Origin of the sequence: Marinococcus halophilus, from assembly GCF_002265875.1 — a bacterium.
Classification (GTDB): Bacteria; Bacillota; Bacilli; order Bacillales; family Marinococcaceae; genus Marinococcus; species Marinococcus halophilus.
Window position 1 is genome coordinate 145283 of the sequence record NZ_NPFA01000007.1, and the last position, 13557, is coordinate 158839.

The window sequence follows — 13557 nt, forward strand, 5'->3', positions numbered from 1 at the left end:
TCGGAAAGGGGATCGGCTTAAAAAAATTAAAGTAGGAACCTAGGGAGGAGGGCTCACGGTCCTGGACGGTAATTATTTCGCACGATGAGCACGTCACAGGAAGCGCGGCGGACGGTATTTTCAGAAACGCTGCCGAGCAAAAACCGCTCGGTCCGACCCATGCCGGAGGCCCCGGCAACAATCAGATCCGCCTGATATTTGCCGGCTGCTACTTCGGGGATCATCGATTTCGGCGTCCCGTATTCCACCGAGTAGTGCACGGAGGTAAGATCATAGTTTTCCAGTTTGTTTAATGCGCGGTATTCCTGGAGTAATTCGCCGGCTCGCTCCTGGTACACGCTGATGATGTCTTCTGTATAGGGTTCAAGCGATGATAATGACTGGGTGTTCAGCACATAAACGACCTGCGTGCGGCTCTGGAGCCTGGCTGCCATGCTCATTCCGGCATGAAAGGCACTTTTTGAGGCGTCCGAGCCGTCGACGGCAATTAACAGCGAGCGGTAAACGGCTGTGGTGTCACTGTTTTTAACAATCCAGACGTCGCAGGAAGCGCGGCGGACAATGCCAGCAGACACACTCCCGAAGCGCTTTTTCCCGGAGGTGCCGGCCCCGGAGCCGCCGGCAATGATCAGATCGGGCTGAAACGATGCTGCAATGTCTCCGGCAATAACGGTTTTGGGGAGACCCTCTTTAATGAAAATGCGGACATGGTGGATGCCGGCGCTTTCGGCTGTTTCTCTTCCCTGGGTGATGATCGCGCTTCCCTGCTTGTTTAGGGCGTGAAGCATTAAATCCGGGTACTGTTTCCTGAGTTCTTTGATGCTGTGGTAATCAACAATATGGCAAAGGGCGAGCGTGCTGCCGTGGGCAAGAGCCGTCTCAATGCCTTTAGCCAGGGCGGCTTTTGATTCTTGTGAACCATCGAGGGCGACGAGTATCCGGCGGTAGGGAAGAGGCATTAGGATTCATTCCTTTCTTTTTCCCCGCTGCACAATTTACGGAACGTAGTATAGAGAACATAAGCTAAGGAAGTGAGGGAGGCAGCCTGTATCCACCGAAGCTTTGCATGCAGGCGCCGTGCATACAAAATGCCTGTCCAGAGACCGATGGTAAATAAGCAGAATTTCAGCACACCAAAATCAACCACAGAATACGAGCGGGCGGCTTTGTGTATACGCCTAATTAACTGTTTCATCATGCACCTCCATTTATAGAATACAGGCTTCATGACAGGAACAACACAGCAGGGCGGTACAAAAAAGCTTAGGAAGGGACTACATGAGAGGAAAGTGTTCTGAGGCAACATAGTACGTAATCAATCTCTCTTTTTCCCCATAGGCAGCAGGCGCAGCGAGGGGGACAGATTCAATGGCTACCACGTTCATCACCCGCTGCCGGAAACGGATTTCATCTCCTAATTCAAAGCTGACCTCGGTATAATGCTCCAGAAAAAGCTCCTCCTGAAGCTCCATGGCGCTGCCGATAAACCACAGCTTGTTCGGCTCCTCCGTATTTGCAGCAAGATACACGAAACGGACGAGAGAGTATTGTCCTGCCTGAAAAGGTTCAACCGGGCGGGTACGTGCCGATACGCCCATATAACGTGCTCCTTTCAGTAATTATTCAAAATTGCCGGCAAGCGGAAACAGTAAAATAAATGAATTATGGATACATTAATAAAGTAAAAAATACCAGGGTCTTAGTACCTCTACAATTACCAGTATACACGTAAAATAGGTAATTGCATCATTACAAAGTCCTTCAGTATTTACTCACGACTAAATGCATACAAAAAATAATAATGACTGCAAGGCGAAGCTTTCGTGCAGATATGTAATTTCCCCGTAAATGCCTGGCGTGAAAGGCAAAAGCAGCAGTGAAAGAGGAAATGGTTTACCAAGAAAAGCTGCGGCCTGTATAAAAACGATGACATGTTTTATGAATACAGCAGCCAATGAACAGTAAAAAGGACGATGTCGCAGAGGAGGCGTTTCAAGTAATGGAAGGCATGATGCTTTTATGAAACATTAACGAGCGCCTGCCGGCTTAGCCGGAGCGCTTTTTAATGAAGCTTGAGCGCTTGTTTCCGTTATTATCGTTAAAATAAAATACGTTTCCCGAACCAGAACAAGGCCCGTTTTTCCGGGGCGAAGTGGCACTTCATACGGGACAGAGCCAATTCATCGGCTGCCAATGGAGGAAGTGAGACCGTTTGCAGAAGAAGAAAGAAAGCAGGAACAAAACCGGGAACGTTAAATGAAGAAGAAGCTGCCAGCTCAGCCGGCAGCTTCTTCGTTCACGTAGCGGATGTATTTAGTGAGCGTGAGCATCGACTGCAGGCCGAGCCGGTCCATCAGTGCTTCCGGAGACACGCCGCTTTCGAGCTCTCGCACGATGTAGCTGTTGCGGAAATGGGTGGCGGAAATCGCCCGTTCAATCCCGGCGCGCTTGCGCTCCTCGCGGATCATTTTCTGGATCGCCACCTCGGTTAAATTTTTCGGCTGGTCGTTTTCATAGCTCCAGCGGTACGTCTGGCGCTGAAAATCAAATGCGACAAACAGCGGCTCGCCGTCAAAGGACGGGCGCACGGCCTGCGGGATCACGTCGAGGTAATAGTACAGCTGCTTCTGCAGCTCCTTCGTCAGCTGGAGCGTCCGCGGGTTGCCCTCGGTAATGTTAAGCTCGCCGCGGGTCAAATGCAGGTGTTCGATCCGGATGGAGGCGAGCTCGTGCATGCGGAGCCCGTAGTCGTAAAACAGCTTTAAAATCACAATGTTTCGCGGAGCGAGCATCGGGCGCACGGCCTGCTGCTTGTCGGACAGCCCGGAGTCGGACTCGAGCGTATCCATGAGCTGCTTCATTTCCTTCGGGGTAATCAGCTCCTCCTCTTGTAGCACGTTCCAGACGCTGTCGTCGACCGGCAGCTCCGCCATCGGGTTGGAGGCAATCCGCTGCGTGTCGCGCAGAAAGCGGAAGTAGCGGACGAGCACGGTCTGGATGCGTTTGAGCGTCCGGAGCTGGTAGTGGCGCTCCTCGACGAGAATATGGAAATAGGTGGTAATATCGCCAGGGGTGACAGCCGCTTCTTCACCGTCGAGCACCACATCGATGAACCGGTGAAAGTCGGCCAGGTCGTATTCGTAGCGTTTCAGCGTACTCGGTTTGCGCCCCCGGGACTGCAGGAAGGAAAGAAAGGCCTGCATGCCGTCCGGAAGCAGCTCGGGTTGCAAATTCATCATCATTCCTCCTGCTTCGTATGTCGTTTAAGCATCGCGGCTTGTTTGTTTGGCACTTAACCCATATTATAGTATGTAGAGGACAGGAAAAACAGGAGGATCTAAACTATTGCAGGATTTTGAGAACCAACAGGTAGATAAAGAACGGGTTGTACTAATTGCGGTGCACAAGGATGATACCGATGAGGCGACGTTTGAAGCGTCCCTCACCGAGCTTGAACAGCTGGTGGAGACGGCGGGCGGCACGGTTACGGCTGTGCTGACGCAGAGCAGGCGTTCGCTTGATTCGAAAACGTACGTCGGGAAAGGAAAGCTCGAGGAAGCGGTGGCGACCGCCGAAGAGCAGGGGGCAGATCTTTTGATCTTTAACGATGAGCTCTCGCCCGGTCAGATTTCCACAATTACGAACCAGACCGGTTTGTACATCATTGACCGCACCCAGCTGATACTTGATATTTTCGCCGGCCGGGCGGCATCAAATGAAGGGAAAATGCAGGTGGAGCTTGCGCAGCTGAACTACATGCTGCCGCGCCTCCGCGGGCAGGGCGAATCGCTGTCCCGGCTCGGCGGCGGAATCGGCACACGCGGCCCCGGGGAAACGAAGCTTGAAACCGACCGGCGCCATATCCAGAAGCGGATGGACGATATCCGCAGAAAGCTCAAGCAGGTCAAAAACCGGCGCGACCAATACCGCGAACGGCGCAAGGAAAAGAACGTGCTGCAGTTTGCACTTGTCGGCTACACGAACGCCGGCAAATCCACGATTTTAAACGCGCTCACCGAAGCGGATACGCTCGAGGAAAACGCGCTGTTTGCGACACTCGATCCGCTCACGCGCCGGGTGGAGCTGCCGTCAGGCCTCGAGGTGCTTGTGACCGACACGGTCGGGTTCATTCAGGACCTGCCGACCGCGCTGATTGCGGCGTTTCAGGCGACGCTTGAAGAAGTGAAGGAAGCAGAAGTGCTGATCCATGTGATGGACGGCTCGCACCCGCGGGCGGCCGAGCAGGCGGCTACAGTACGCGGACTGTTAAAGGAGCTTGAAGCAAGCCATATTCCGGCGCTCACGGTCGTAAACAAGCGCGACGCCGTTGAAGACGAGCCGGTCGTAGCGGCGGACAAGCCCTCGATTTCCATCTCGGCCCGGAAGAACGAAGACGTGGAGCGTTTGCGGGAATCGATGGAAAGCTTGCTGCTTGAGCAGCTTCAGCCGTACCAGGTGGAAATTCCGCTCGCCGATGGGCACGTAATGCAGCGGTTCAAGCACGAAACGATCGTGCGCGAGGAAACGCTCGATGAAGAAAATGAAAGCTGGATCCTTTCCGGTTATGTGCAGAGCGACCAGGCCATCCACCGGGAAATCAAGCAGTATGCTAAAGGAGATGCCGGGGCCCGATGACACGTGAGATGATGGAACAAAAGCAGCTGCAGCAGGCCGAACGCCGGATTGCGCCGCAGCTTGAAGCAATTGCGGAACGGGAGCTTGTGAACCAGCAGCGGGTGCTCGACATTTTCCGGAAGCACAACGTGTCGGCGTTTCATTTCCAGCACTCTACCGGCTACGGCTACGACGACACCGGGCGCGAGGTGCTCGACCGGGTGTATGCCGATGTGTTCGGCACCGGGGCGGCCATCGTGCGCCAGCAGTTTATTTCCGGAACACACGCGATCAGCACGGCGCTGTTTGCGGCGCTGCGTCCCGGCGGACGGCTTTTGTATGCCACCGGCACGCCGTACGACACGCTGAAGACGGTCATCGGCCTCGACGGAAGTGAAGCAGGGACGATGAACGAATGGGGCATCGGCTGCGACGTGGTGCCGCTTGCCGGCGGCTCTGTAGATATGGGTGCCGTGCACGAGGCGGTCACGCCGGACACACAGGTGATTGCGTTCCAGCGCTCGCGCGGGTACGATGACCGTCCCTCGATCGGCCTGGAGGAAATGAAGGAGTACATGGCGGAGCTGAAACAGGCGTACCCGGAGATCGTGCTGTTTGTGGACAACTGCTACGGGGAGTTTGTGGAAACCTCGGAGCCAGGCCACATCGGCGCGGATTTGATGGCGGGCTCGCTCATTAAAAACCCGGGCGGCGGCATTACCCGCACCGGGGGCTACATTGCCGGCCGGAGCGACCTGATTGAAAGGGCGGGGGCAAGCTTTGCCGCGCCCGGTATCGGCCTCGAAGGCGGTGCGACGCTCGGCATGCTCCAGGAGATGTTTCAGGGGCTGTTTCTCGCGCCGCACGTCGTGGCGGAAGCCCACAAGGGAGCGGTGCTGACCGCGGCGCTGATGGAGGACGCCGGCCTGCAGGCCTCACCGGCCTCCGTGGAGGAGCGGACCGATTTGATCCAGTCCGTGCAGTTTGGCGACCGGGACAAAATGATCCGGTTCTGCCAGGCGGTGCAGCAGTACTCCCCGGTCGACTCCGGCGTCACGCCGCAGCCGAGCGCGATGCCCGGCTACAGCGATGAGGTGATCATGGCCGCCGGCGCGTTCATCCAGGGCTCAAGCATCGAGCTTTCCGCCGATGGGCCGATCCGCCCGCCGTATACGGCCTTCGTGCAGGGCGGATTAACGTATGCGCACGTGAAAATTGCCGTTAGCGAAGCGTTAAAAACGATCCAATAAGCGACAGACGGGCAGGTCCTCCGAAAGAGGGACTGCTTTTTCTGTACATTTGACGGGGAATAGGCGAGAATAGGTAAAGATACAATAAGTTCTGAAAATTTTGATGTAAAAATAGCTTACATGAACTTGACGGGAAAGCTTACATCATGTACGATATACTTAGTTTCAATGAAAGGGGGCGTAACGCATGAATGATCATGTACGCCGGAATACCCCTTTATTTCCGATTGGGATCGTCCAGAAGCTGACGGAACTCACCCCAAGGCAGATTCGCTACTACGAAGAACACGGCCTGGTGTTTCCGACACGGACCGAAGGCAACCAGCGGTTGTTTTCCTTTCGCGACGTGGACCGTCTGCTTGAAATCAAAGCGATGATGGAGCGGGGCGTGAACCTTTCAGGCATCAAGGAAATCTATGAGTTAAAAACGTATTCCGAGGAACCAAAGCAGCCAAAAGCACCAAGAAGTCACGATATGACCGACCGCGAACTGCGCAAGCACCTCCGCAAGGAAGTAATGATGGCAGGCAAATACTCGCGTCCGTCCATGATTCAGGGGCAGCTGTCGCGGTTTTTCGACTAACAGCGGGATTAACTTTTTCCCGGCTGCGGCCGGGGGAAAGATCTAATAATTCACTATTCCAGTTTTAGAGAGGAGTCACAATTAACATGGCAAACACGAGAAAAGACATTTTAAAGTTTGCAGAAGAGGAAAACGTTAAGTTTATCCGTCTTCAGTTTACTGACTTGCAAGGAATTATTAAAAACGTAGAAATTCCGGTGGATCAGCTGGATAAAGCACTGGACAACCTGATGATGTTCGACGGTTCTTCCATTGAAGGCTTTGTGCGTATTGAAGAATCCGATATGTACCTCTTCCCGGATCTTGATACCTGGATCGTTTTCCCATGGACGCCGGAAAAAGGCAAAGTCGCACGTTTAATTTGTGACATATATGAGCCGGGCAAGCCTGGCCAGGACCCAACACCATTTGAGGGCGACCCTCGCGGTATTTTGAAGCGTGTACTTAAAGAAGCAGAGAAATTAGGCTTCACCGACTTCAATATTGGACCGGAGCCTGAATTCTTCCTTTTCAAAAACGATGAAAAAGGCGAGCCGACTACCACCCTGAATGACAAAGGCGGTTACTTTGACCTTGCGCCGACTGACCTCGGCGAAAACTGCCGCCGCGATATCGTGCTTGAGCTTGAAGACATGGGATTTGAAATCGAAGCTTCCCACCACGAAGTGGCGCCGGGACAGCATGAAATCGACTTCAAATACGCAGACGCTATCACGGCTTGCGACAACATCCAGACGTTTAAGCTCGTTGTTAAAACGATCGCGCGGAAGCACGGCCTGCACGCCACCTTTATGCCAAAGCCATTGTTCGGCGTAAACGGCTCCGGCATGCACTGCAACATGTCCCTGTTCAAAGGCAAAGAGAACGCGTTCTACGACAAGAAGACCGATTCCCAGCTGAGCACAACGGCTATGCAGTTCTTAGCAGGTACTCTTGAGCACGCGAAGGCGTTCACGGCGCTGACGAACCCGATCGTCAACTCCTACAAGCGTCTTGTGCCAGGCTACGAAGCACCAGTATACGTGGCGTGGTCCCTGCGTAACCGCAGCCCGCTCGTACGTATCCCGTCCTCCCGCGGCATGAGCACGCGTATCGAAACGCGCAGCCCGGACCCGGCAGCGAACCCGTACCTTGCGATTGCAGCAATGCTCGCAGCCGGCCTGGACGGCGTCAAGCGGAAGCTCGAGGCTCCAGAGCCGACAGACCGCAACATCTATGTGATGGAAAAAGCAGAACGCGAAGAACTCGGCATCGAGGACCTTCCGGCAGACTTGAACGAAGCGCTTCAGCACCTGCTGAACGACGAAGTTCTTGTTAACGCGATTGGCCCGCACGCCATCGAGCACTTCGCCGAAGCAAAAGAAATCGAGTGGGACATGTTCCGCAGCCAGGTACACCCTTGGGAACGCGAACAGTTCCTGTCCACGTACTAAAATCGAGAAAACCCTTCAGCCACAATGGTTGGAGGGTTTTTGTGTTTTATATTATATTTTCATTTTATAAAACGTCCCTAATTACAAGACGTAAAGAACTTGAACAAAATATAACTCAAGAAATTGAAAAACTATAAGGTGAAATTCTACCAGCCCACTGGAGGACATTGAACGACGACACAACGCTGTGATTTGATGTCTTCCTTTTTTGTTAAGAGGTATTTATGAAAAAGAAACGGCAGGAGAAGAAGCAGCAACTGACGGAGGGAGAAATTAAACGTGCCTCAGTTGATTGAAGGGGGATGCAGCTGCTTATTGGTAACCTTACGCTTTTATGGTCATCCTTTTTTATAAATTAATGTAAAAAAATAGAAGGAAATCTTCTAGAATTAACGAAAGTTAAACTTATAGAATGGCAAGACTATTACCTTAGGGGGGATTAAAATGACAGAAAAAATTCAAGTAGGAGATACGTACCGCGATAGGGACAGTGGAAAAGTATATGAGGTAACGAGGTTTAACGGCAACTCTGTAGTGCTCACAAAAGAAGAAACGTCATTAGCTGTGATCCCAATCATGGAAGAAGGAGTTCATTTACCAGGCTTTGTAAAGATATAAGTCACTATTATAATTGTAACGCTTTGGAGAACTTTTTATGCGTTGAGGAAATTCTCCATAAAACATAAAATTAGCAAAGAATTTATAAGTCTTAGTGTGCCCATTGTTTTTTACATGACTTTCATCCCAAATACGCATTTAGACGTTTGCTTCCCCTGTATAAAGAGGTAGAGAAGGATACATAAAAAAATAAGGGATGATAAAAAATGAATAAAGCACATTTGATTACGGAGAAACTGGCGCTGGAGGAAGAGTACGATAAAGGTGAGGTTCCGCACGATGAATACACCGAGCGTGTGGAGGAGCTGCAGCAACAGCTGGAGAAGCCGAACTTTGTAAAATAAATGTAATTATGAAAAGTTAGAATACTATGGTAGTGTGTAAGCAGAAGGTGATAAAATGAGCAACTTTGCTTACATTAAACGCGGAAAAACCAATGAAATTCTCATTGGAGCGTACAAGGAAATCGTCAATGCGTGTTACGGAGAAGATATTTACTCGTTTGATACCGAAGAGGAATTATTTCACAGCATTCAAACGTACCGTCAAAAAGAATATATCATCACCCGCCTGAGCGAATTACCCATCATCGACGCGATGTGGAAAAAGGCAGGAGACGCCCGCTGCGAAACCGAGTAGTGGGTTTTTTTATGTTCAATTGCAGGAAGGTTTTATGAAGCAGCTATAAAAAAGTTCACCTTACATAATAATTTTTCATCCCCCGAAATGAACCTTCCAGACAATATACAACATGGGGAAGACGAAAAATAAACGTTTTCTCTGAAATTTATAAAGAGGTGAAAAGCGTGAGCAAGCATCAGGAACTGCGGGCCATCATGAAGAAAATGAGCGGGCAGGACAGCATCATCACGGTGCCGCGTATCTTTATCGAATATTTGGAGGGCGATCTGAATACGGCGCTCGTTTTAAATCAGCTTGTGTTCTACGCTGACAAAACGAAGCGTACCGACGGCTTCTTTTATAAAAGCTACGGGGAATGGGAAGAAGAAACTGGATTAACCCGGCGCAAAATCAAAGGGTCGATCGATAAGCTGGTCAACAAAGAGCTGGTCACCACCAAGCTGAAAAAGGCGAACGGGGCACCAACGCTGCACTATGCGCTGGATTACGACAAAATGCTTGCTTCCATTACGGCAAAATGTGCAAATCCATCCGAACAGTCTGTCACTAACCCGGATTCGGACAAAGTGTCGGATTCCATAACAGATGATTTGCAGTTGAATTCCACAAATGAATTAAACAGTAGTCGACAGGCCTTCGTCAGCGTTGTTCCGTTTTACGAAGAGAATTTTAGCGGAATAATGACAGCCTATCACCGGGAGCGGCTGGATGATTGGTGTGAGGCGCTTTCCCCGGAGATTGTGCTTCGGGCCTTAGAGATCACCATTCTTCAGGGCGGACGCAGCCTGAAATACGCTGAGCAGATCCTGAATGATTGGCAGCGGTTCGGATGTCGCACACTTGATGATGTAGAGAACTACGAAAAAACGAAAAAACAGCAGAAGGAGGCACGCCGACATGGAAGAAGCAGCCAAAGGCATGCAAGAGGTACTCGCCAGTCTCGAAAAGAAATCAGCGGAAATGAAAAGCAATCCACTCTCGGTAACGGATGGTACCGGCCGGGAAGCTGATTACCAGTGTCCGGTATGTAAAGACCAGACCGGCTGGCTGGAAAAGGTGGAGGGAGTCGAAAAATGGGTCATCTGCCCGTGCATTCGCGAGCGCCGGACGCAGCGGCTGCTTCAATTCAGTGAGATTACCGAAAGCTTCCGGAACGTCACCTTCGGGCAGTTTCAGACCGATAACGTGGATCCGCAGGTAGCGAGTATGAAAGAAGCCGCGCTCGCCTACTACAGCACTTACCAGGAGCTCCGGAAGCATCGGGAGAACAGCATGCTGATCATGGGGGTTCCGGGCTGTGGTAAAACGCATATTTTGACGGCGCTCAGCAACAACCTGATGCAGCGTAAAAAGCTCGAGGACGAGGTCGGACAGCAGCAGGGTGTTTCCGTCCAGTATTTTCCTTACGTGGAAGGGTTCAACGACCTGCGGGACGACTTTAATCTTTTGGAGCGGAAAATGGAGCGCATGAAAAAGGCGGATGTGCTGTTTATCGATGATTTGTTCAAGCCGGTGAAGCAGTGGACGAAAGACGGGCACGAGCGGGTGCCGCGGGCGACGGCCTGGCAGATTGAGCAGATGTACGCCGTGATTAATCACCGGTATCTAAATCACCTGCCGATTCTCGTTTCCACCGAGCTGATCATGGAAGAGCTCGTGGAGGTGGATGACGCGCTCGCGTCCCGAATCGTGCAGATGTGTAAATCCTTCCTGGTGACGATCACCGGGCCGAAAAACGACTTAAACTACCGACTCAAAGGAGTGTATTAAAATGGTGCCAGCGTGCGGGGTAGTAATGCAGGGAAGAAGATTGAACGAAGCGGAAGAACAGCTGCGAATGGAGCGAGTGCAAAGGAACTTGGAGCGCTTTAAAGAAGCGGAACGGAAATTTAAAAGGCAGAAGTTGGTGGCGGAAGGATGAAATCATGACCATAGAAATTTGGTATACATAGAAATTTATTTTTGAAAATAAAAACCCGAATTATAAGCGGCTTTTCTTCAGCACTCATAAGTCGGGTTATTTTGCGTCTATAAAACAACGCAATTTTTATTCGTTTAAGTTAACCTTGGCAGAGTTGCTTCCAAATGCTCCTTCTTGGACCTGCGCCTGCAAACCTTCGGCCTCCGCTACATCTTCATTCACATCAAAGACAACATCACCAGTAGCAGTAGAATCCGGGTTAATTTCTTCAACAAAAAGTTCTGAGTTAAAGTCATCAGCCTCATATGTGTTATCACCATTAAGTAACTTAATGTATGAAGACCCCATGGTAATAGCTTCATTTCCATTGTTTGTTACTTCAACGTCGAGAACAATATAAATGCCACTAGCTTCTTCTTCTAAGCCTTCGATACCTGCAGATGATGCAGTTTCCATGCCATTAATGACATAAGTCACTTCTCCAACCTGAACTTCCTCACCGGTGCCATACGTTTCTTCCTCAGAATCTCCGTCTTCCGACGCGTTACTTTCTTCTGAAGAACCTTCATTGTTACTGCTGTCGCCAGACGATTCCTCTCCGTCTCCGCCAGTAGCCATCACAATGATCATAATAATAATGACCACCAAGACGAGGGCGCCGATGCCTGTCAAACAGCCTTTAAACATTTTTCCCATAAAATTGAACCTCCTACATATGTAATGAAACGAGGTTAATTTTACCATTGGCACTATCAATTGGCAATTATTTTTTCATACTTTTTTCACACGTTATAATACTTTTTACTCAATATTCTTTATTCTGACGTTTCAAGCTGGCTGTCCTGCGCCGGCTCGTTTTCAACCTCAATATCACTATCCTCCGCAACGTCTCCCAAAACCAGCGGGACTTCCGTATTAGGAGCAAAACCATCGAAGCCGCCGTACACCGCTATGGTTAACCCCACCTTCAGGTAGCTGTCCTCTGGGGCTGTGACTAAAAAAGTATTTTTCTCCCCTGAAGGTGCATACATTCTATAAACGCGTTCGTCGTAAGGGTTAAAATTCTCGCCGGGCGAATATTCATGAGTGATCTTTCCCTCTACCACGATAGGGGTGTTTTCTTGCATCCCCTCGTAATACGGCTCAGCTGCGTTCTTTAAATTCTCGTCGAAATCGCTTTCTTCAGGAGGCTGGGCCACTGATTCCTCCGGGGCAGAGCTTTCCTCTGTATTATTACTGTATGGTTCTTCAGAGGTTTCCTGCTCGTTGTTCTCCTCCTCCGGGGAAGCATTCTCTCCCAAACTACAGCCCGCGGAAAAAATACCCATTGAAACACCCATTACGAGCAGCATCATTTTCTTTTGCATCGAATTCCTCCAGGTTGTCCTAAATATAAAACATACATTTTTTATAATACTACTATTTATATTTTTATGCTTTTTGTATAGATTCCTTTATTTAGGGCAGGCGCTCTTGCAGGGCAAAAAAGCTCTGAGAAATCTATTAGGACTTGTAATTTCACATAGTTAGGCATCATTCACTGCCTCTTTTAAACTATGAGGGTCATTATTTGCAAGCAATGTTTTAATGGCTGCGGGAAATGCAGCATGTGCGGTGAAAAGTTAATAAAACTCACTACGAGACAATATGCTAACGCCCGCACGTTTGTACTACTTTAGTACCTAAATTAGCCGGGGAGGTTTGTTTTTGCTTTAGAAAAAGGAACAGAAGAATACATAATAAAATAAGGGATGATAAAAATGAATAAAGCACATTTGATTACAGAGAAACTGGCGCTGGAGGAAGAGTACGAAAAAGGCGAAGTTCCGCACGATGAATATACCGAACGCGTGGAGGAGCTGCAGCAGCAACTGGAGCAGCCGAACTTTATAAAATAAATGCAATGATAAAAAATTAGAATAGTATCTATCGTCAAATTTCAAAGCATGAAAACGTACTGGCAAAAAGAATATATCATCACCCGCCTGGGCGAATTACCCATCATCAACGTGATTTGGGAGAAGACGGGAAATGCCCGCTGCGAAACCGAGCAGCGGGTTTTTATGTCTAATTGGAAGCCGGCCAGAGTGATTTTAGAAAGGCGAAGCGGCATATTAAGAAGTGAGCATCGATGGTGAAAGAATAAATGATAGCTCAGTAAATGATTGCCTTTCATTAAAATCGAGTTAGACCATACAAAAATCAGGGGAAAAGCTAATATATATTGGAGTAGTTCAATGAAAAAATCCGCACGCAAATCGCAATAAGAGGAGACGTTCGATGGAAAACACGAAAAAAGATCTATATCTGAAGGTTAAATCGATGGGGCCGGGAGTTTCTTTCAGCCTGTATGAAAAAAATGAGGAAGCAGCATTCGACGAATTAATTACCGAGGGTTTCGTAAAAGCCAAAAAAATTGATAACAATCCTCAAGGTGTTATTGAGTATCGGGATATTTTTGTCATTTAAAAGGAGGTTTCCCCCTGGCGGTTAAAG

19 protein-coding genes are annotated in these 13557 nt (G+C 49.7%); 13 read left to right on the forward strand and 6 right to left on the reverse strand.

From position 1 onward, the window contains the following. Positions 1–53: 53 nt before the first annotated feature. The 4 genes from CHL76_RS09130 to CHL76_RS09145 all read right to left on the reverse strand — a co-directional run bounded on the left by CHL76_RS09130 (position 54) and on the right by CHL76_RS09145 (position 3236). A complete protein-coding gene (locus CHL76_RS09130) occupies positions 54–959 on the reverse strand; it encodes a universal stress protein (RefSeq protein ID WP_094908394.1) in 906 nt (301 codons plus the stop codon). Beyond that, positions 959–1195 (reverse strand): hypothetical protein, encoded by a 237-nt coding sequence (locus CHL76_RS09135; RefSeq protein WP_094908395.1) that lies wholly within the window; start codon positions 1193–1195, stop codon positions 959–961. Before CHL76_RS09135 ends, CHL76_RS09130 begins: the two co-directional genes overlap by 1 nt. Before the next feature lie 79 nt (positions 1196–1274). Next, the gene (locus CHL76_RS09140; protein ID WP_094908396.1) at positions 1275–1598 is read right to left on the reverse strand and encodes a hypothetical protein; all 324 of its coding nucleotides are present in this window, start codon (positions 1596–1598) and stop codon (positions 1275–1277) included. 678 nt (positions 1599–2276) lie between these two features. After that, entirely contained in the window at positions 2277–3236 is a 960-nt protein-coding gene (locus tag CHL76_RS09145; RefSeq protein ID WP_158219133.1) for a tyrosine-type recombinase/integrase, read from the reverse strand. Between the two features lie 109 nt (positions 3237–3345). Between CHL76_RS09145 and hflX the strand changes: the two genes are divergently transcribed. The 10 genes from hflX (at position 3346) to CHL76_RS17045 (ending at position 11061) form a co-directional block, all read left to right on the forward strand. Then, positions 3346–4635 (forward strand): GTPase HflX, encoded by a 1290-nt coding sequence (hflX, locus tag CHL76_RS09150; protein ID WP_094908398.1) that lies wholly within the window; start codon positions 3346–3348, stop codon positions 4633–4635. An 11-nt stretch (positions 4636–4646) separates the two neighbouring features. Continuing rightward, entirely contained in the window at positions 4647–5864 is a 1218-nt protein-coding gene (locus tag CHL76_RS09155; protein WP_233133305.1) for a methionine gamma-lyase family protein, read from the forward strand. Between the two features lie 187 nt (positions 5865–6051). Continuing rightward, on the forward strand, positions 6052–6447 hold the full coding sequence (locus CHL76_RS09160) for a MerR family transcriptional regulator (protein ID WP_094908400.1): 396 nt from the start codon (positions 6052–6054) through the stop codon (positions 6445–6447). Between the two features lie 86 nt (positions 6448–6533). Continuing rightward, positions 6534–7880, forward strand: coding sequence for a type I glutamate--ammonia ligase (gene glnA / locus CHL76_RS09165; protein WP_094908401.1), 1347 nt, complete (start codon positions 6534–6536; stop codon positions 7878–7880). 444 nt (positions 7881–8324) lie between these two features. After that, complete coding sequence (locus CHL76_RS17035; RefSeq protein WP_158219134.1) at positions 8325–8498, forward strand: hypothetical protein; 174 nt, start codon at positions 8325–8327, stop codon at positions 8496–8498. 206 nt (positions 8499–8704) lie between these two features. After that, positions 8705–8842: a hypothetical protein gene (locus CHL76_RS17040; protein ID WP_158219135.1), complete on the forward strand. Its 138-nt coding sequence runs from the start codon at positions 8705–8707 to the stop codon at positions 8840–8842. Positions 8843–8897: 55 nt separating this feature from the next. Continuing rightward, entirely contained in the window at positions 8898–9137 is a 240-nt protein-coding gene (locus tag CHL76_RS09170) for a hypothetical protein (protein WP_094908402.1), read from the forward strand. A 167-nt stretch (positions 9138–9304) separates the two neighbouring features. Continuing rightward, entirely contained in the window at positions 9305–10150 is an 846-nt protein-coding gene (locus tag CHL76_RS09175; protein ID WP_094908403.1) for a DnaD domain-containing protein, read from the forward strand. After that, positions 10038–10910 carry a DnaA ATPase domain-containing protein gene (locus CHL76_RS09180; RefSeq protein ID WP_233133308.1) on the forward strand — a complete coding sequence of 291 codons (873 nt, stop codon included), beginning with the start codon at positions 10038–10040 and terminating at the stop codon, positions 10908–10910. Before CHL76_RS09175 ends, CHL76_RS09180 begins: the two co-directional genes overlap by 113 nt. A gap of 1 nt (position 10911) precedes the next feature. After that, a complete protein-coding gene (locus CHL76_RS17045) occupies positions 10912–11061 on the forward strand; it encodes a hypothetical protein (protein ID WP_158219136.1) in 150 nt (49 codons plus the stop codon). A gap of 126 nt (positions 11062–11187) precedes the next feature. On the opposite strand, the gene CHL76_RS09185 is transcribed toward CHL76_RS17045, so the two are convergent. Both CHL76_RS09185 and CHL76_RS09190 read right to left on the reverse strand, forming a co-directional pair. Beyond that, entirely contained in the window at positions 11188–11757 is a 570-nt protein-coding gene (locus tag CHL76_RS09185) for a DUF4352 domain-containing protein (protein WP_158219137.1), read from the reverse strand. A gap of 119 nt (positions 11758–11876) precedes the next feature. After that, positions 11877–12428: a hypothetical protein gene (locus CHL76_RS09190; RefSeq protein ID WP_094908406.1), complete on the reverse strand. Its 552-nt coding sequence runs from the start codon at positions 12426–12428 to the stop codon at positions 11877–11879. Between the two features lie 393 nt (positions 12429–12821). On the opposite strand from CHL76_RS09190, the gene CHL76_RS17050 reads away from it, so the two are divergent. From CHL76_RS17050 to CHL76_RS09195, 3 genes are all read left to right on the forward strand, one after another. Then, on the forward strand, positions 12822–12959 hold the full coding sequence (locus tag CHL76_RS17050; protein ID WP_158219138.1) for a hypothetical protein: 138 nt from the start codon (positions 12822–12824) through the stop codon (positions 12957–12959). 48 nt (positions 12960–13007) lie between these two features. Then, positions 13008–13199, forward strand: a complete 192-nt coding sequence (locus CHL76_RS17055; protein WP_147041503.1) for a hypothetical protein — start codon at positions 13008–13010, stop codon at positions 13197–13199. A gap of 142 nt (positions 13200–13341) precedes the next feature. Continuing rightward, positions 13342–13530 carry a hypothetical protein gene (locus CHL76_RS09195; protein ID WP_094908407.1) on the forward strand — a complete coding sequence of 63 codons (189 nt, stop codon included), beginning with the start codon at positions 13342–13344 and terminating at the stop codon, positions 13528–13530. Positions 13531–13557 lie beyond the last annotated feature (27 nt).

What these genes read in the sequence shown, in the direction of transcription:
- CHL76_RS09160 (WP_094908400.1), top strand. Translation starts at nt 6,052, where the DNA reads ATGAATGATCATGTACGCCGGAATACCCCTTTATTTCCGATTGGGATC.
- CHL76_RS09145 (WP_158219133.1), bottom strand. Translation starts at nt 3,236, where the DNA reads ATGAATTTGCAACCCGAGCTGCTTCCGGACGGCATGCAGGCCTTTCTT.
- glnA (WP_094908401.1), top strand. Translation starts at nt 6,534, where the DNA reads ATGGCAAACACGAGAAAAGACATTTTAAAGTTTGCAGAAGAGGAAAAC.
- CHL76_RS17055 (WP_147041503.1), top strand. Translation starts at nt 13,008, where the DNA reads ATGAAAACGTACTGGCAAAAAGAATATATCATCACCCGCCTGGGCGAA.
- CHL76_RS17035 (WP_158219134.1), top strand. Translation starts at nt 8,325, where the DNA reads ATGACAGAAAAAATTCAAGTAGGAGATACGTACCGCGATAGGGACAGT.
- CHL76_RS09130 (WP_094908394.1), bottom strand. Translation starts at nt 959, where the DNA reads ATGCCTCTTCCCTACCGCCGGATACTCGTCGCCCTCGATGGTTCACAA.
- CHL76_RS09190 (WP_094908406.1), bottom strand. Translation starts at nt 12,428, where the DNA reads ATGCAAAAGAAAATGATGCTGCTCGTAATGGGTGTTTCAATGGGTATT.
- CHL76_RS09195 (WP_094908407.1), top strand. Translation starts at nt 13,342, where the DNA reads ATGGAAAACACGAAAAAAGATCTATATCTGAAGGTTAAATCGATGGGG.
- CHL76_RS09155 (WP_233133305.1), top strand. Translation starts at nt 4,647, where the DNA reads ATGGAACAAAAGCAGCTGCAGCAGGCCGAACGCCGGATTGCGCCGCAG.
- CHL76_RS09180 (WP_233133308.1), top strand. Translation starts at nt 10,038, where the DNA reads ATGGAAGAAGCAGCCAAAGGCATGCAAGAGGTACTCGCCAGTCTCGAA.
- CHL76_RS17050 (WP_158219138.1), top strand. Translation starts at nt 12,822, where the DNA reads ATGAATAAAGCACATTTGATTACAGAGAAACTGGCGCTGGAGGAAGAG.
- CHL76_RS17040 (WP_158219135.1), top strand. Translation starts at nt 8,705, where the DNA reads ATGAATAAAGCACATTTGATTACGGAGAAACTGGCGCTGGAGGAAGAG.
- CHL76_RS09170 (WP_094908402.1), top strand. Translation starts at nt 8,898, where the DNA reads ATGAGCAACTTTGCTTACATTAAACGCGGAAAAACCAATGAAATTCTC.
- CHL76_RS17045 (WP_158219136.1), top strand. Translation starts at nt 10,912, where the DNA reads ATGGTGCCAGCGTGCGGGGTAGTAATGCAGGGAAGAAGATTGAACGAA.
- CHL76_RS09185 (WP_158219137.1), bottom strand. Translation starts at nt 11,757, where the DNA reads ATGGGAAAAATGTTTAAAGGCTGTTTGACAGGCATCGGCGCCCTCGTC.
- CHL76_RS09140 (WP_094908396.1), bottom strand. Translation starts at nt 1,598, where the DNA reads ATGGGCGTATCGGCACGTACCCGCCCGGTTGAACCTTTTCAGGCAGGA.
- CHL76_RS09135 (WP_094908395.1), bottom strand. Translation starts at nt 1,195, where the DNA reads ATGAAACAGTTAATTAGGCGTATACACAAAGCCGCCCGCTCGTATTCT.